Below are 16,111 nucleotides of genomic sequence, written 5' to 3' on the forward strand. Positions count from 1 at the left end.
TGATTAAATTTAATTGTATGCTAAAATTAGCAACAAATTCAGGAGGTCTTATTATGGTTAAATTAAATGAAATGAGAGACTACGTTAACCAAAAGAAGCTTGATGTTGCTTACATCAGTAATTTTGAGGATATTAAGTACTTTACTGGTTTTGGTAGTGATCCCGTTGAACGGGTGTTGGCACTTTTTATTTTTCCTGATGCGGAACCATTTCTGTTTGCACCAGAACTCGAAGTGGAAGCCATAAAGGAGTCAGGATGGAAGTATCCCGTTTATGGTTACTTAGACCATGAAGATCCCTTTAAACTGATCGCCAAGCACATTCGTGATGTAACTCCTGATCCCAAGCGATTTGGGATTGAAGACGACAACTTGGTCATTAGTCGTTATCAACAGCTTCAAGCTGAATTTCCGAAGGCTGACTTTAGCACTAACGTGGCTCCAGAAGTTAGTGAACTGCGGGTAATTAAGACGCCATATGAGATTGAACAGTTAGACGCTGCTGGAAAAGAAGCCGACTTTGCTTTTCAAGTTGGTTTTGAGACCACTAAAGCCGGTAAAACGGAGGCAGAAGTGGCTGCTGAGATTGAGTACCAGGAAAAAATCAGAGGGGTTATGAACATGAGTTTTGATACTCTGGTTCAGACTGGACCTCACGCGGCGGAACCACATGGTGCTACTGACATGAACAAGATTAAGAACGATAACCTGTTATTATTTGATTTAGGAACGGTTCATAATGGCTACATCTCTGATGCTTCCCGGACGGTCGCTGTTGGTGATAAAATTCCGGCCAAACAAAAAGAGATTTATGACGTTTGTTTGGAAGCTCAGTTAGCTGCCCAATCTGCTGCTAAACCAGGTATTCGGGCCGAAGACCTGGATGCGGTTGCAAGAGATATCATTGACAAGGCTGGTTATGGTAAATACTTCATCCACCGTTTAGGCCACGGCATGGGGATGGGTGAGCATGAATTCCCTTCAATCATGGAGGGCAATAAGATGATTTTAAGGGAAGGCATGTGCTTTTCAATTGAACCGGGTATCTACATTCCTGGCGTAGCTGGGGTTCGAATTGAAGATTGCATCCACTTAACCAAGGATGGAAATGAACCATTTACTCACACGTCCAAAGAATTACGTTATGTATAAGAGTTGACATAAAAAGACCCTGGATTTTATCCAGGGTCTTATTTTTTACATTTGATGGGTCTGTTCTCGCTTGGGACCAGTTGAGAAAGTGACTAACGGGATACCTACAAGTTCTGAAACCCGGTCAAGAAACTTTTGGGCGTTTTTAGGAAGCTTGTCGTAAGTATCACAATTAGTGATATCCTCGTTCCATCCCTGGAGCGTTTCGTAGACCGGTTTGCACTTGTCCAAGATATCCAAGTTAGCGGGGTAATAAGTGATTTTCTTACCGTCTAGTTCATATGCGGTACAAATCTTAATTTCTTTTAATCCGTCAAAAACATCCAGACAGTTTAAGGCTAGGTGGGTTAGACCAGAAACACGACGAGCGTGTCTTAAGGCAACGCTGTCAAACCAACCGATTCGTCTGGGACGCTTGGTCACAACCCCGTACTCATGGGCGGTTTCTCTGATGTAGTTACCGGTCTCGTCTAGTAGTTCCGTTGGAAATGGTCCCTCACCGACACGTGAAGTATAGGCTTTACAAGTTCCAATGACCCGATCAATCTTGCTGGGTCCAATCCCAGCACCAACGGCAGCGCCTCCGGCAACGGGGTTCGAAGAAGTGACGTAGGGATATGTCCCATGGTCAACGTCTAACATAATTCCTTGAGCACCTTCAAACAGGACGTTTTGGTTATGATCGATTTCATCGTTTAAAAGAACGGAGGTTTCGGTTACGTATGGTTTTAATCGTTTCCCTAACTGGACGTATTCATTATAGATTTCTTCAAAATTAAGGGGCTCATGGTTGTATAGTTTAACCAAAATTTCGTTCTTTTCAGCCAAGACGTCTTTCAAACGCTTCTTGAAAGTTACTGGATCAATTAAATCGGCCACCCGAATTCCAACCCTAGCAACCTTGTCCATGTAAGCAGGGCCAATTCCCTTCTGAGTCGTCCCGATCTTATGATGTTTGTGTTCCTCTTGAAGCTTATCAAAAAGAGGATGGTATGGCATGATGACTTGAGCACGAGATGATACACGGAGGTTGTCGGTAGAAACACCATGTTTGTTTAGATAGTCGACTTCTTTAAATAGTGACTTGGGGTTCAAAACAACGCCGTTTCCAATTACTGCCAACTTGTCAGAATAGAAAATTCCGGACGGAACGAGTTGAACGTGAAAATTTTGATTGTTATACACAATGGTGTGACCCGCATTGTCACCGCCCTGATATCTAGCAATGATATCCGCGTCAGCACTTAGGGTATCGACAATCTTTCCTTTGCCCTCATCGCCCCATTGACTACCAACAACAACTGTTACAGACATAAATAGCACCTCGTAAATGAATTTTTTTACCAAGAACAGTTTACCAATCACATATGGAAAAATCAAGAACGTTCAAAATATTGTTAAAAATAATGTTCGTGTTTTATTGAATATTAGAATTATAATAAAGTAGTAGCGGCGTTGATTTGACTGAAAAGAAAACATTATGTAAGATTATCCTGTAATTATAATGAGGTGAATGAAATGATTGATCGTTATACAAGAGCACCAATGAAGCGAATTTGGAGTAAGCAGAATCAGTATCAGACATGGCTTGAAGTTGAGATTGCGATTGATGAAGCATGGAATAAGTTAGGTAAGATTCCAGATGCTGACATTATTGCCATTAAAAGAAACGCGACCTTTGACGTGGACCGCATTGCACAGATTGAATCGGAAACTCACCATGATGTGGTGGCTTTTACCCGCGATGTTTCGGAGTCGCTTGGCCCCGAAAAAAAGTGGATCCATTACGGCGTTACTAGTACTGATGTTGTCGATACCGCTCAGGGACTTAGACTAAAGCAGGCTGACGAGATTCTTCGTCAGGATATTTTAACTTTAATGGATACCATTAAGCAGAAAGCCTTAAAATATAAGGATACGGTTGAAATCGGAAGAACCCATGGGGTTCAGGCGGAACCAATGACTTTTGGCTTAAAGATGGCACGTTGGTATTCAGAAATGAAACGAAACCTAAAACGATTTAACGAAGCAGCTGCCGGAGTGGAAGCCGGGAAAATTTCTGGAGCCGTTGGGACGTTTGCTAACATCGATCCTCAGGTAGAGGCTTACGTATGTAATAAATTAGGACTACGAGCCCAAGAAATCACTAGTCAAGTCTTACCTCGTGATTTGCATGCCGAATATATCGCCACTTTGGCGTTGATTGCCACTAGTCTTGAAAATTTTGCAACGGAGATCCGTGGTTTGCAACGTTCTGAGATTCATGAAGTAGAAGAGCATTTTAATCCTGGTCAAAAGGGTTCTTCAGCAATGCCACATAAACGGAACCCAATTGGATCAGAAAACATTTGTGGGTTGGCCAGAACGATGCGTGGACTAATCACCACTGCCTACGAGAACGTTTCTTTGTGGCATGAGCGTGATATTTCCCATTCTTCGGCTGAGCGAATTATTCTACCAGAGAGTACCACGCTCTTAGATTACATGCTCCATCGTTTCAACAACATTCTTTCAAATCTAGACGTGTTCCCAAAGCGGATGAAGGAAAATATGAATCTAACTTATGGCCTAATTTACAGTCAACGAGTAATGCTAAAACTAATTGATAAAGGCATGAGTCGGGAAGAAGCGTACGACTTAGTTCAACCACTGACGGCTCAGTCATGGGAAAACCGCGAGTCATTTGAAAAGTTAGTTAAAGCTAACGATCAGATTAATGAACGGTTGTCTGACCAAGAGATTAACGATGCGTTTGATTATCATTACCACCTTAGACACGTTGATGATATTTTCAAACGGGTCGGATTAGAATAGGTTAAATGGAGATGCATTAATGCATCTCCATTTTGATTTTGATTGCTTTTACCATTCAATCAGTATATTATTAAAGTGAATTATATAATTCTGGGGTGCCGAAAGGCTGAGATAATACCCATTGAACCTGATCAGGTTAAGACCTGCGAAGGGATCCGACTACACTACAAGTGTCATTTTTAATCATGTGTTGAAGTTCCCGGGGTAGATCCAGGAACTTTTTTTATTGGAGGAGATCACATGAAAATTTTGAGAGAATGGCATTTAAAGGACATTATTTTAGTTACATTGATTGGTGCTTTTTGTGGAGTGATTTTTTGGGGAACTTCATTTCTCTATAATATCTTAGCTGCGGCACTGACACCATTTGGATTGCAGCCGTTTGCAAACGAAGCCACCTTTGGATTATGGACGCTTGCTGGACCGTTAGCAGCGTTTATCATTCGCATCCCATTTTCCGCTACCCTTGGTGAGTTACTGGGAGCCTTCGTCGAGATGATCCTTGGCAGTCAGTGGGGAATTGCTGATTTGTTATCCGGCTTAATTCAAGGACTATCGTCTGAGTTAGGATTTGCCGTATTGGGATATAAACATTATGATTGGTTAGGAATCATAAGTACGACGATTACCACCACGGTAATTACGTTTGCTTGGGATATGATCAAAAGTGGATACGCAAATTATCATTTTGGATTTTTACTCCTACTGTTTCTAACCCGGCTTGTATCGGTCTTCTTATTCAGTGGAGTGCTGACTTATTTCATCAGTCGTTTACTAGAAAAAAGTCAGGTCTTAAGCAGATAAGTCGTACCCAATATTTAATTAGGAGATGACAAAATGTCTGATTATCGAATTGAAAGTGACACGCTTGGAGACGTCAAGGTGCCAAAGGATGCTTTGTGGGGTGCTCAAACCGAGCGGAGCCGGCATAATTTTCCTGTCGGTCCCAAGTTACCAGTATTGGTAATTCGCGCTCTCATAAACATTAAAGCAAGTGCTGCCGAGGTGAGCATCAAACAAGACACCATCGATCGAAAAAAGGGTGAGTTGATTGAGCAGGGTGCCCAAAAACTATTGAGTCTTTCCGATAATCAATTAATGCAAAACTTCCCGTTACACATTTACCAAACTGGATCGGGAACTCAGACTAACATGAACGTGAACGAGGTGATTGCCCACGTTGCTAATCAGATTAATCCAAAGATTAATGTTTTACCAAATGATGATGTTAATCATTCCCAGAGTTCAAATGATACGTTTCCAACGGCAATGAACATTGCAAGTCTGGTTGCCATCAATCAGCTGTTACCTGAGTTGGAGCATTTGATTAATGTTATGCATCACTTACAGAAAAAGTATTGGGATGTGGTTAAGATTGGGCGCACTCATTTACAGGACGCCACTCCGATGACGTTTGGACAGGAAGTGTCGGGATGGGCTAGCACCATTCAACACGACCTTGATTTTGTGAGGGACAATTCGAAGTCACTACTGGGGCTACCAATTGGTGGAACAGCAGTCGGGACCGGCCTTAATACGACGGAAGACTTTGATAAGGAAATGGTTCAAACCCTGGGTAATAAGTATCATGAGCCGTTTGAAGTTGAAAATAAATTTTATGGATTAGCTTCCCATTCGGCCATTACCATGACGCATGGGGCTGTGCGGACGCTTGCAACTGATCTGATGAAAATTGCCAATGACATTAAATTTCTAGCGAGTGGTCCTAGAGCTGGTTACGGTGAGATTAAAATTCCCGCTAATGAACCTGGGTCATCGATTATGCCTGGCAAGGTGAACCCGACTCAGGGTGAAGCCATGGATATGGTAGTAGCGCGCATCATGGGAAATGATACGACCATCGAAGTTGCTAACACCCAGGGAAACTTTGAAATGAATGTCTATAAGCCAATTATCATATCCTGTTTTCTTGATTCCGTTCAGTCACTGACAGGCATCTTAAGCCACTTTACGGACTTGATGGTCAAAGGGATTGAAGTCAACCAAGATCGCATGGAGGAGTTGGTCCATAATTCTTTGATGACGGTAACGGCATTGTCACCACACATTGGCTATCATCGAGCAGCTGAAATTGCCAATGCTGCTTTAAAGGGAAAGACGAATCTTAGACAGGCGGCCATTGATTCAGGATACGTCACTGGTGATAACTTTGATAAATGGGTTGAGCCATTAAAAATGACTAATTATAAGCGCGAACAATGATCAAGATTATAAATAAAAAAAGGTCCAGCAACTAACGTCTCCGTTATTGCTGGACCTTTTGGGTATTTAATTACTTTTTGGAATCATTGAGATTATTATTATTGGCATCAGAATCTTTTGAATTTTGCGGAGCACCATCAGTAGTACTACCAGTTGATTGTGGATTAACGTTACCGTTTTTGCTTCGTTTCATCATTTCTGCCATCAACATTCTGTACTGGGTCCGGTAAGCATTGTAAGCCTTCTGTGAGTCTTCCATGTTCGTTTGGGCGTCGTGAAGACGAGTCCCTAACTGTTGATTAGTGTACCCTGATAAGTTCATCTGAACGTTTAAAGTGGCGTTATAAGCATGGGTTAGATAATGGTACCCAGATAACGTCGCCTTAGAAATCGTACTAGCGGCGTGTTTAACCGTTGGCTGTTCACTGAAGTCGTCAATTCCGTTAACAATGGGGTCACTAATGTGTTTGTTCCAGTAGGAAATTAGTGGACCGGCAAAGAAGGCGACGATGATTGATGCAAATCCAACGGGGCCACCAGCAAGGACAGCGGCAATCAAGAAGAGGATATCTTGGATCACACGAGCCGTCTTGTACTTGATGTGTAGTCGTGATGATACAATTGGAGCAATGGCATCATAGGGGGCAACACCAAGATTAGGAGCCATGTAGATTGAACTACCAGCCGTAAATAGGATTAGTCCCAAGAAGGCATTAGCAACGATTACGAAGAAGTTAATCCCCGACGGGAAGATTTGTTGGTAAAATTGAGTGAAAATTTGAATCTCAAATCCAACTAGCACCATGTTCATGATGGTTCCAATTCCGATCATGTGACGGTCAAGGAACAAGACAAACACGAAGATTACCAGGTTAGCCAGTAACTGGTACAAACCAAGTGACATGTGCAGATGGTTTGACATACCAATATTAACGGCAGTAAAAGGATCAAGACCTAAAATCTTGCTTGATCGAAGTAACGTGGCACCAAGTGATAACATGGTGATACCAACAAACGACATTAAAACTTTAAGTAATATATTAAATGTTTTACCGTACCAAGTCATTTGTGGTGCGGCAGTATTGCCTGATTGGGTAGAATTACTCATTGAATAGACTTCCTTCTTAATTTGATATTTGTATTATAACTTATTGCATACAGGATTGTAAGGGCTGGGCGGCACAAACGTATTGATACGGGCAATAAATTACAAGAGATGACTAATTTTGAAATATGTATTATAATTCTTGTTAACTTGAACTAATCATTTAAGTTGATTTTGTATTTGGAGGGATTGCTTATGAATATTAAAGTATTAAACAAGCAAGGCGCTCTACCAGTCAAAGACTGGCAACAGCGTGAAAATAACCTTTTTCGAGTTCATCAGCTAATGCACAATAAGAAACTTCAATTGAGTAAATCAGCCAGAGCAATGATTGCACCCATCTTGAAACCGTTAACTTAGTAAATTTTAGTAATTTAATTGCAAGGTGCTGCGGTTTCAACTAAAATGCAATTGTCTAGGAAGTGAGTATAATGGTTGATTCAGATTTGAAACAACAGGTCAAAGATTTATTGGCTCGTAATAAAGAGCTTAAAAGTAAAATTCAAGCTTTGACAAGTGGTACTGACATTTCAGATAAGAGCACTAGTGATTTGAAGTCACAGGTGGTCCAGTTTCAAGACGAATTAAAAAATGCTCTCGATCGAGCTACTCAGTATGAAAATAAATATAATAAAATGAGTACTGAATACATGGAATTATCAAATCAGTATCATGAATTGCAAACGCAACTTGACTCGTTAAAAAATAAATAAGTGTGAGGAGAACATTCTTCACGCTTATTTATTTGCCAAGTTAATCTCTCATGTTTATGGTCGAATGGTGAAAATATGGCAAAAAAAGAAACAGCCAAAAAGAGAATAATTGAAGGAACGTTTGAGATGCTCCAAACTAAGTCTTATCAAGAAATTACGGTGAAAGACATTTCCAAACACGTTGGGGTTTCCCGGATGACGTTTTATCGTAACTTCCATACCAAGGAAGACGTCATCGTTGGTCAATTTCAGGAGACCTTTTCAACCTTTATTAATCGTTTATTAGCGCAAAAGGTCTCTAATTTTAACGGCCTAGCAACGACTTTCTTTACGATTATTAAAGAGAATAAGCGGATGATGGATGTAATCGTTGATAATGATCTGTCTTATTTGTTACTTAAAATCTTAAAAAAATACATTACGAATCTGGTTGACGACGATATATTAGAGTTGCGCGCCAATTCATCGAAAATGCTAATTTCGTTGATTTCAGGTGGTTTAACTGAAGTTTTACTAACGTGGACAGAAGACGGGATGGAAGAGCCCGTTGAAGAATTGGTCATCTTTGCATCGAAGTACATGAACTTTAAGGTTAACTAGTTTTTTAATTTAAAAATATGTATAAAAAAAGAGCTCTGCGATTGCAGAACTCTTTTTGTTTGGCTAAAATTAGTCCATTGGAGTAACGTTAGCAGCTTGGGGACCACGGTCTCCTTCTTCAACGTCCAAAGTAACCTTTTCGCCTTCGTCAAGGGTCTTGAAGCCATCCTTGTTGATAGCTGAGTAATGTACGAATACATCACCATCATCAGTAGTAATAAAACCATAACCCTTGTCAGCGTTAAACCATTTAACAGTACCTTGTTTCATAATATGAAACCTCCTAGCGCATAGCGCAATAAATTTTTCAGTGTTGCTTAGTTTGAATCTTAAAAGGAAGTCATTTCATAATAATACAAAACAAGAAACCTTAGAAACTCGAAACCATTCACACATCTATTTAAATATAACATAAATTCTACTGATGTCAATATGATAGACTTATATTAATCAATTAAAAGAAGATGAAGGCATGAAAACATTAATAATCGTTTCACACCCCAAGTTTCAGGACTCAATTACCCAGGAATTTCTAAGAACCAGTCAAGCTGATTTAGCCGATGTTACATGGCACTGTTTAGATGAAATATATGGAAGTGATCCAATTGACGTGCAAGCTGAGCGTGACCTCTTAAATAAGGCTGATCGGATCATTTTTCAGTTTCCACTTTATTGGTATAGTGCCCCCTCATCGCTTAAAGTTTGGGAGGATGAGGTCTTAAGTCGGGCCTACACGTACGCTAATGAAGATGGCCGTTTAAAGGGCAAGAAACTCGGAATCGTGACGAGTGTGGGCTACCCTAAATCATCGTTTGCGGTGGGTGCTAGTCAATCCTTTAGTATTTCTCAAATTATGACACCATACGAAGCCCTTGCTAGACAAGCAGGTATGAAGTTTATGACACCACTTGTGATTTCGCAATTTGGGTACATGTCGGATGATGAGAAAAAAAAGTTGCTTGTTGACTACCAGATGTATTTGACAGCTAAGTATCCCTTTAACTTTAACGAACGTGAGACGTGGATGGCTTTTCAACTAAAGAAATTGGCAACTGGAAGTATGAAATCACATAAGCAGGATCTGGATTTAATTATTAAAGAAGTGGAAACCAGTCAAGATAATTTAAATGACTTAAAGGAACAAATTAACCTAATTCGGAATCAGGAGGAAGACTAATTATGGATGATAACGAAGAATGGACGACTAATAAGATTAATGAATTAATTAAGACCCAGACGTCATTTATTAATCGTGCACTGTTATATGGATGTAAACAGTTAGTTAAAGAACAGGCCAAAAGAAATGAGCAGGCTGAAAATGAAATTGATGGGAGAAGTTGGAGTCCCGAAAAATGGTAAGGACTCTTTACGTTGATGGTATTGACAACAAAAGGGACCCGTCGTTAAAGACGAGCCCCTGTGGGTACGGTTTGATTTAAAAGCTCCGGTTTGGGAGCTTTTTTATTTATAATACTAAATTCGTTCGCTTCGGTCTGAAATAATGTATTGGTTTATTAAGGCTGCCAGAATCGAACCGACAAGTGGTGCTGTTAGATAAAGCCATAGTGATTTTAATGCTAATCCGCCAGCAAAAATAGCGGGGAACAATGATCGGACGGGATTCATTGAAGCGCCGGTTAACTTACCACCAACAATTACCAAAACAAAGATGGTAAAGCCGACGGCAATTGGTGACTGAATGGCATACATATTTGTTTTAGAATGGTTTAAGACTAGGATCACAATTAACAAAGTGGTGGTCAGTAGAACTTCGGTGAAGAAAGCAATTGGAGCGGAGATGTGGGGGAAGACCGTTCCACCTAAATAATTAGTGCTAACTTCCTTGTTCCAACTTTCACCAGTCTTGTTAAGCAGTGAGACGTAGGTTAAAACGACACAAATTTCACCTAAGAGACCGCCGACTAGTTGACTAATTACATAAATAATCGCCTCTTTTCCGGGCATTCTTTTAGTTAAATACATGGTAAGGGTTACGGCTGGATTTAGATGAGCTCCTGAAAGTGGTCCAGTGGCATAAACCAGAATGGATAAGGTGAGACCCCATCCAACCGACGGACCTAACTGGTCAGCGTACGGTCCGCTGAAAATGATGAGGCCTGTTCCTAAATAGATTAATAAGGCAGTCCCAACCAGTTCACCAAAGATTTTTAATTTCATTATTAGGTTCCTCTTTGAACTTCGGCCACGTCATTGATGATTTTAAGAAAGGTATCTGAAGATAATGAGGCTCTTCCAATCAACAGTCCGTCGATATTTGGTGATGAAAAAATGGCTTTGGCATTTTCTGGGGTGACTGCTCCACCGTATTGAATCCTAATCTTTTCGGCAGTGTCATTTCCAAAAATAATCTTAAGGGAGGTGCGAATCACCCGTGCTGCATGTTCAATCTCCGCTAATGAGGCTGTTTTAGCGGCACCGATGGACCACGATGGTTCGTATGCGATGACTAAATGTTCAGCATCCTTTCTGTTGATGCCAGCAAATGAAACGGCAATTTCGGTTAAGGGTGACATCTCCAGATCATCAGGATTATAGGTTGAGGTATCTTCTGAGATTGCCACTACCGGAGTGAGGTGATTGCGAAAACTACCCATGATTTTTAATCCAATTGTACCGTTCGTTTCTTTAAACATCTTGCGGCGTTCATAGTGACCAATAATAGAACCATTGATTCCAAGGTCTGATAATGCAACCGGGGACGTTTCTCCGGTGTACGGACCTTCGTCGGCCCAGTGCAAATTTTCGGCAAAAACTTCGATGGGCTCTTTTTGGGATTGAATGAACTGAACCATTTTATAAAGGTAGACGTTTTGAGCCGCAATGCCAACTTGAACGAGGTTTTTATCAGGCAACTTACCTTCTAATGATTTTAAGAAGTCCTCAATATCTTTGCTGGTTTTGTTCATTTTCCAATTTGCTAAAATAAGTGGAATTCGATTACTCATTGAGACTAGCCTCCTTTAGTTTCTTTAATTGAGACTGATGGCGGATCTTAAAGTATTCCCTGGTCATGTTTTCTTTAGTTGCTCGATCCCAGCCTAATTGGCGACTCATCTCATCGATGACCGGCCTCTCGATTTGATTGGTTTTTTCGGAATCAAATAGGAGGTAGTTCGTTCTTCTAAGTAAGAAGTCGATCGGACGACTGATCATTTCGTGATCGATTGAGTAGTGAAGAACACTTGTTTCTGCCAAAGTTAGACCTGGCGCAGTGACGCCACTGGCAACGTAGTTAGCGATTAAGGGAGTGTTTGATCCAAACAGGTTGGCAATCGCCATGGCTTCCTTGGTGCTTAAGCCGCGGTTGACTAAGGTGGCAGCATAACTTTTAATGTTGCCGTTAACGTCGTTTGAATCGAAGTGGCCACCAGAGATTTGGTAATTTTTAGAGTCAATTAATGAAACAGGTTGATCAAATTTTTGTTCCAGTTCTTTTTTGACAAGTTTCATCGTGTCTTCGCCCATTAGCCGGTAATCGGTTAATTTACCGCCAGAGACATTGATGACACCGTCGACCAGTTTGATTTCAAATCCACGTGAAACACTTGAAGCACTTTGGTCGTTTGAAACTACCGAATGAACGTAATTGTTAACGTCGTTGTGGTCAATCTGCCGGTTAAAGTATTGATTGATTTTAGTGTCCAAGTGGTGCAGATCGTCGTCGTTTAAGTTTTTGTGCGTGGTATTCCCGTTATAATCACCGGATTCAATCAAAGGACGAATGCCAGCCCAGCTTGCTTCTATATCGTTAGTCGTTAAGTTAGCGTTTGGGAAGTGTTGGTTAACGGTCTTTAAGAGATAGTTAACATCTTTTTGATTAACGGTTGGGTTACTGTAATCACCATCGTAATCCGTGTCCGTCGTTCCAAAGTAAGTTTTTCCAAATCTTGGGATGATAAAAATCATCCGACCGTCGTCTAACCCAGAGTCTAAGTAAACGGGGAGGGGCACCTTAAGTTTGCTTTGATCAACTACTAAGTGAACTCCCTTGGTAGGTCTGATTTTTTGCTTATGATCGTAATCAAACATTTTAACAATGCCATCGTACCAAGGGCCTGCCGCATTGATGACGATTTTGGATTTAATTGGAAATTCGGTGTTATCTTCTCTATCAATCACGTTTACAATCTTTTGATTGTGATCGTTTTCGATGTTGACTGCTTTAACGTGACTAACGGCAACGGCACCATCACTGACTGCTTGTTTAATGTTTTCGATTGTGAGGCGCGCATCGTTATTTTTGTAATCAAGATAGACTCCCATCCCAACTAAATGATTGTGGTTTAGGTTGGGTAATTTTTTCTCTGCATCCGCTTTTGACAGTGTTTGGTGTGCAAAGGGACTGTCTTTTGGAACGTTGGCTAAATGATCGTAAATGGCCATGGCGACTTCTGCGCTTAACGGGGTGAAGGTGTCATCCTTATTATCGTAAAGTGGCAGTAGCATTTTAGAAGGACGAGGGATGTGTGGAGCGATATGTTGCACAATGGCTCGTTCCTTGACGGTGTCGTTTACGACGTCAATATCAAAAGTCTTGAGGTAGCGGATTCCCCCATGAACGAGTTTGGTCGAACGACTACTGGTTCCTTCAGCAAAATCCTGCATATCAATTAAAGCGGTTTTGAGACCCGAAGCAGCGGCCTGAACGGCAATGCCTGCTCCAGTGATGCCACCGCCAATGATTGTGACGTCAAAATCATCATTTTTAAGTTGATCAATATCTTGGTTTCGGTTTTTATACGAAAAGTTATTCATTTTCATTCTCCTGAGGCTTAAATGATTCAGTTGCCTTAACTGCTTGTTTCCAGCCCGAATATAAGCTTTCTGCTTCATCTTTTTCCATGTTGGGATTGAAAATGGTTGGCTCAGGCTGAAGTTTTTTAAGTTCGTCAATACTCTTCCAGAATCCAATGGCTAGTCCCGCTAAATAGGCGGCACCACGTCCTGTCATTTCAATGTCTTTTGATCGCACGACTGAGGTCTCTAAAAGATCGGATTGAAATTGCATTAAATAGTTATTTAACGAGGCTCCCCCATCAACATGGAGGTTGGTGACTGGCATATTAGTATCATTTACCATGGCACCCACAACGTCCCGACTTTGATAGGCAATGGACTGTAACGTTGCCTTAACAAAGTCATTTTTGGTGGTTCCACGTGATAAACCGAAGACCGCACCACGCGCGTCTGGATTCCAGTATGGAGCACCTAATCCAGTGAATGCTGGGACGACATAAACCTCATTGTGATTATTAGACTTGTTGGCTAGATTTTCGGTATCGGGAGCCGTTTTAACTAACTGCATGCGATCCCTTAGCCACTGGATGGCGGAACCAGCAATAAACACGGATCCCTCCAAAGCGTAGGTAATTTGACCACCAATTCCATAACCAATCGTGGTTAATAAGCCGTTGTGTGAGTATTTGGGCTTTTTTCCCGTATTCATCACAATAAAGGAACCGGTACCATAAGTGTTTTTAACGTCACCGGAATTAACCGCTAAATGACCGAATAGAGCGGCTTGTTGATCACCAGCGATTCCAGAGATGGGAACCGAAGCACCAAAAAAGTTTTCCGGCAGACTCTTACCAAAGACTCCCGATGAGTCCTTGACTTCTGGAAGCATGACTTTAGGAATATTGAGAATGTTCAGTAATTCAGGATCCCAGTCGAGATTTTCGATGTTATATAGCATGGTTCGAGAAACGTTCGAATAATCGGTCGCATGAACTTCACCGCCCGTTAGTTTCCAAAGTAACCAACTGTCGATCGTACCAAACAGAAGTTCACCATTTTCGGCTCGTTCCTGGGCACCAGAGACTTGATCCAAGATGTATCTGATTTTAGTGGCAGAAAAATACGCATCGATAATTAAGCCGGTTTTCTTTTGCACCATGCTTTTATACCCGGCATCAATCATTGTTTTGGCTATTGGGGCAGTTTGACGTGATTGCCACACAATGGCCTTAGAAATGGGCAATCCACTTTCTTTGTCCCAAATTACGGTGGTTTCTCGTTGATTAGTAATTCCGATACTAGCGATCTCATTCGGATTAATCCGGCCCTTGATAATGGCGGTTGCCATCACGGCTTGGGCGGTTAACCAAATTTCGTTAGCATCCTGTTCCACCCAACCGGGTTCCGGGAAATACATGGTTAATTCTTTTTGATCGCTAGATACCACGTTTGCGTTTTTATCGTAAATGATAGCGCGAACACTGGTGGTTCCTTCGTCAATTACTAAAATATATTTTTTCATTTTGTCTATCACTTCTTACTTTCACAAATAAACCATATTTCACATAATTATTAAATGTGCCATTTTCCTAGGATTCGCTTGATGGCAGCATTCATAAACTAAAGAAAACGTTTTCTTTAACGGTTAGTATACTACCAATATCAAATTTCACAATAAAAGCATCCTGGATAATATCCGGCTTTGAGTAAGAAAATGAGTAATCACGTGGGTTAACGTTCGTCAAACTTTATTCATTTTATTATATGTAGTTGATGAATGAACTGATGGAATAAAAAAAGGATTCACATTTTTAGATAAATGTGAATCCAGATGGATTAATTATTTTGATAACGGGTATGAATTAGGCTTTGTTTTCTGATCCAAAGACTCTAATCCGGTCTAGGCACATGTTTTTAAGCGCGTTGGTTCCAGCCTTTAAGAAGATTCGGGGGTCATAATTTTTTCCTTCGAGGTCTTTATCAGAGTGGACGTAGTCACGCATTGCTTGGTGGAAAGCTAATTGTCCCTCAGTATTGACGTTGATCTTAGAGATTCCTAATTGAATAGCCTTTTTGATTTGGTCATCAGGAATTCCAGAGCCGCCATGGAGAACCAATGGGATTTGCTTTCCCGTATTATCATAAAGGGCTTGGTCGATCTTTTTTAGATGAGCAAAGTTGAGACCCTTCCAGTCCTTTGGATACTTACCGTGGATATTACCGATGCCAACTGCCAGCATGTCTACGCCAGTCTCGGCCATTTTGACGGCTGAATCAACTGGTGCAATTTCACCATCAGCAATTACTCCGTCCTCTTCACCACCAATGGTTCCGACTTCAGCTTCGACACTAACGTCTTCTGCGTGTGCTAACTTAATTAGGGTCTTGGTTTTTTCAAGGTTTTCGTTTAATGGTAAGGCAGACCCGTCAAACATGATTGAAGTGAACTTGATTCCAAGGGTTTTAATGGAGTCGTAGTAGTTTCCGTGATCGAGATGGATTGAGACCGGTACGGTGATGTTTAATGCATTGTGCATATCCACGATCAAATCATAGGCTAATCTAAAACTGCCCATGTAGTTGGCCGCACCAGAAGTAACCTGCATAATGACCGGTGACTTGGCTTCTTCACATGCTTCTAAGATGGCTTTCGCCCATTCGAGGTTGTTGACGTTGAATGCCGGAACGGCATAGTGTTCTTTTCGAGCTTTATCTAACATTTTAGTACTGTTTGTAATCATTTTATT

General features: G+C 41.1%; 17 protein-coding genes and 1 riboswitch. Of the genes, 9 read left to right on the forward strand and 8 right to left on the reverse strand.

Annotated features, from left to right (window positions below):
* Positions 1 to 53 precede the first annotated feature (53 nt).
* Complete coding sequence (locus tag AC6UD4_RS00960; protein ID WP_500693434.1) at positions 54 to 1,151, forward strand: M24 family metallopeptidase; 1,098 nt, start codon at positions 54 to 56, stop codon at positions 1,149 to 1,151.
* Positions 1,152 to 1,196: 45 nt separating this feature from the next.
* Here AC6UD4_RS00960 and AC6UD4_RS00965 read toward each other — a convergent pair whose 3' ends face one another.
* Positions 1,197 to 2,465, reverse strand: a complete 1,269-nt coding sequence (locus tag AC6UD4_RS00965; protein WP_500693435.1) for an adenylosuccinate synthase — start codon at positions 2,463 to 2,465, stop codon at positions 1,197 to 1,199.
* 204 nt (positions 2,466 to 2,669) lie between these two features.
* On the opposite strand from AC6UD4_RS00965, the gene purB reads away from it, so the two are divergent.
* From purB to AC6UD4_RS00980, 3 genes are all read left to right on the forward strand, one after another.
* A complete protein-coding gene (purB, locus tag AC6UD4_RS00970; RefSeq protein WP_500693436.1) occupies positions 2,670 to 3,965 on the forward strand; it encodes an adenylosuccinate lyase in 1,296 nt (431 codons plus the stop codon).
* A gap of 81 nt (positions 3,966 to 4,046) precedes the next feature.
* Positions 4,047 to 4,138, forward strand: a riboswitch (TPP riboswitch).
* A 67-nt stretch (positions 4,139 to 4,205) separates the two neighbouring features.
* Entirely contained in the window at positions 4,206 to 4,769 is a 564-nt protein-coding gene (locus AC6UD4_RS00975) for an ECF transporter S component (protein ID WP_500693437.1), read from the forward strand.
* Positions 4,770 to 4,802: 33 nt separating this feature from the next.
* The gene (locus AC6UD4_RS00980; RefSeq protein ID WP_500693438.1) at positions 4,803 to 6,188 is read left to right on the forward strand and encodes a class II fumarate hydratase; all 1,386 of its coding nucleotides are present in this window, start codon (positions 4,803 to 4,805) and stop codon (positions 6,186 to 6,188) included.
* A gap of 70 nt (positions 6,189 to 6,258) precedes the next feature.
* On the opposite strand, the gene AC6UD4_RS00985 is transcribed toward AC6UD4_RS00980, so the two are convergent.
* Positions 6,259 to 7,296 carry a YczE/YyaS/YitT family protein gene (locus AC6UD4_RS00985; RefSeq protein ID WP_500693439.1) on the reverse strand — a complete coding sequence of 346 codons (1,038 nt, stop codon included), beginning with the start codon at positions 7,294 to 7,296 and terminating at the stop codon, positions 6,259 to 6,261.
* A gap of 192 nt (positions 7,297 to 7,488) precedes the next feature.
* Here AC6UD4_RS00985 and AC6UD4_RS00990 point away from each other — a divergent pair, with 192 nt between their 5' ends.
* From AC6UD4_RS00990 to AC6UD4_RS01000, 3 genes are all read left to right on the forward strand, one after another.
* A complete protein-coding gene (locus AC6UD4_RS00990; RefSeq protein WP_500693440.1) occupies positions 7,489 to 7,653 on the forward strand; it encodes a hypothetical protein in 165 nt (54 codons plus the stop codon).
* Positions 7,654 to 7,724: 71 nt separating this feature from the next.
* Positions 7,725 to 8,006, forward strand: a complete 282-nt coding sequence (locus tag AC6UD4_RS00995) for a hypothetical protein (RefSeq protein ID WP_500693441.1) — start codon at positions 7,725 to 7,727, stop codon at positions 8,004 to 8,006.
* A gap of 75 nt (positions 8,007 to 8,081) precedes the next feature.
* The gene (locus tag AC6UD4_RS01000) at positions 8,082 to 8,606 is read left to right on the forward strand and encodes a TetR/AcrR family transcriptional regulator (protein ID WP_500693442.1); all 525 of its coding nucleotides are present in this window, start codon (positions 8,082 to 8,084) and stop codon (positions 8,604 to 8,606) included.
* 69 nt (positions 8,607 to 8,675) lie between these two features.
* On the opposite strand, the gene AC6UD4_RS01005 is transcribed toward AC6UD4_RS01000, so the two are convergent.
* Positions 8,676 to 8,876, reverse strand: a complete 201-nt coding sequence (locus tag AC6UD4_RS01005) for a cold-shock protein (RefSeq protein WP_010022560.1) — start codon at positions 8,874 to 8,876, stop codon at positions 8,676 to 8,678.
* Between the two features lie 202 nt (positions 8,877 to 9,078).
* Between AC6UD4_RS01005 and AC6UD4_RS01010 the strand changes: the two genes are divergently transcribed.
* Both AC6UD4_RS01010 and AC6UD4_RS01015 read left to right on the forward strand, forming a co-directional pair.
* Entirely contained in the window at positions 9,079 to 9,783 is a 705-nt protein-coding gene (locus AC6UD4_RS01010; RefSeq protein ID WP_500693443.1) for an NAD(P)H-dependent oxidoreductase, read from the forward strand.
* A 2-nt stretch (positions 9,784 to 9,785) separates the two neighbouring features.
* A complete protein-coding gene (locus tag AC6UD4_RS01015; protein WP_500693444.1) occupies positions 9,786 to 9,965 on the forward strand; it encodes a hypothetical protein in 180 nt (59 codons plus the stop codon).
* 114 nt (positions 9,966 to 10,079) lie between these two features.
* Here the strand turns inward: AC6UD4_RS01015 and AC6UD4_RS01020 are convergent, their stop codons facing one another.
* The 5 genes from AC6UD4_RS01020 to fba form a co-directional block, all read right to left on the reverse strand.
* Entirely contained in the window at positions 10,080 to 10,784 is a 705-nt protein-coding gene (locus tag AC6UD4_RS01020) for an MIP/aquaporin family protein (protein ID WP_500693445.1), read from the reverse strand.
* A gap of 2 nt (positions 10,785 to 10,786) precedes the next feature.
* On the reverse strand, positions 10,787 to 11,572 hold the full coding sequence (gene tpiA / locus AC6UD4_RS01025) for a triose-phosphate isomerase (RefSeq protein WP_500693446.1): 786 nt from the start codon (positions 11,570 to 11,572) through the stop codon (positions 10,787 to 10,789).
* Positions 11,565 to 13,382, reverse strand: coding sequence for an FAD-dependent oxidoreductase (locus AC6UD4_RS01030; protein ID WP_500693447.1), 1,818 nt, complete (start codon positions 13,380 to 13,382; stop codon positions 11,565 to 11,567). The genes tpiA and AC6UD4_RS01030 overlap by 8 nt, the downstream gene beginning before the upstream one ends.
* Entirely contained in the window at positions 13,375 to 14,886 is a 1,512-nt protein-coding gene (gene glpK, locus AC6UD4_RS01035; RefSeq protein WP_500693448.1) for a glycerol kinase GlpK, read from the reverse strand. The genes AC6UD4_RS01030 and glpK overlap by 8 nt, the downstream gene beginning before the upstream one ends.
* 340 nt (positions 14,887 to 15,226) lie before the next feature.
* Positions 15,227 to 16,105 carry a class II fructose-1,6-bisphosphate aldolase gene (gene fba, locus AC6UD4_RS01040; RefSeq protein WP_500693449.1) on the reverse strand — a complete coding sequence of 293 codons (879 nt, stop codon included), beginning with the start codon at positions 16,103 to 16,105 and terminating at the stop codon, positions 15,227 to 15,229.
* Positions 16,106 to 16,111: the final 6 nt, after the last annotated feature.

It is taken from the genome of Fructilactobacillus sp. X3R5C2 (genome assembly GCF_059901175.1).

Bases quoted from the DNA above. Each gene is read 5' to 3' on its own strand.
- AC6UD4_RS00960 (WP_500693434.1), top strand. From the start codon at position 54: ATGGTTAAATTAAATGAAATGAGAGACTACGTTAACCAAAAGAAGCTT.
- AC6UD4_RS00965 (WP_500693435.1), bottom strand. From the start codon at position 2,465: ATGTCTGTAACAGTTGTTGTTGGTAGTCAATGGGGCGATGAGGGCAAA.
- purB (WP_500693436.1), top strand. From the start codon at position 2,670: ATGATTGATCGTTATACAAGAGCACCAATGAAGCGAATTTGGAGTAAG.
- AC6UD4_RS00975 (WP_500693437.1), top strand. From the start codon at position 4,206: ATGAAAATTTTGAGAGAATGGCATTTAAAGGACATTATTTTAGTTACA.
- AC6UD4_RS00980 (WP_500693438.1), top strand. From the start codon at position 4,803: ATGTCTGATTATCGAATTGAAAGTGACACGCTTGGAGACGTCAAGGTG.
- AC6UD4_RS00985 (WP_500693439.1), bottom strand. From the start codon at position 7,296: ATGAGTAATTCTACCCAATCAGGCAATACTGCCGCACCACAAATGACT.
- AC6UD4_RS00990 (WP_500693440.1), top strand. From the start codon at position 7,489: ATGAATATTAAAGTATTAAACAAGCAAGGCGCTCTACCAGTCAAAGAC.
- AC6UD4_RS00995 (WP_500693441.1), top strand. From the start codon at position 7,725: ATGGTTGATTCAGATTTGAAACAACAGGTCAAAGATTTATTGGCTCGT.
- AC6UD4_RS01000 (WP_500693442.1), top strand. From the start codon at position 8,082: ATGGCAAAAAAAGAAACAGCCAAAAAGAGAATAATTGAAGGAACGTTT.
- AC6UD4_RS01005 (WP_010022560.1), bottom strand. From the start codon at position 8,876: ATGAAACAAGGTACTGTTAAATGGTTTAACGCTGACAAGGGTTATGGT.
- AC6UD4_RS01010 (WP_500693443.1), top strand. From the start codon at position 9,079: ATGAAAACATTAATAATCGTTTCACACCCCAAGTTTCAGGACTCAATT.
- AC6UD4_RS01015 (WP_500693444.1), top strand. From the start codon at position 9,786: ATGGATGATAACGAAGAATGGACGACTAATAAGATTAATGAATTAATT.
- AC6UD4_RS01020 (WP_500693445.1), bottom strand. From the start codon at position 10,784: ATGAAATTAAAAATCTTTGGTGAACTGGTTGGGACTGCCTTATTAATC.
- tpiA (WP_500693446.1), bottom strand. From the start codon at position 11,572: ATGAGTAATCGAATTCCACTTATTTTAGCAAATTGGAAAATGAACAAA.
- AC6UD4_RS01030 (WP_500693447.1), bottom strand. From the start codon at position 13,382: ATGAATAACTTTTCGTATAAAAACCGAAACCAAGATATTGATCAACTT.
- glpK (WP_500693448.1), bottom strand. From the start codon at position 14,886: ATGAAAAAATATATTTTAGTAATTGACGAAGGAACCACCAGTGTTCGC.
- fba (WP_500693449.1), bottom strand. From the start codon at position 16,105: ATGATTACAAACAGTACTAAAATGTTAGATAAAGCTCGAAAAGAACAC.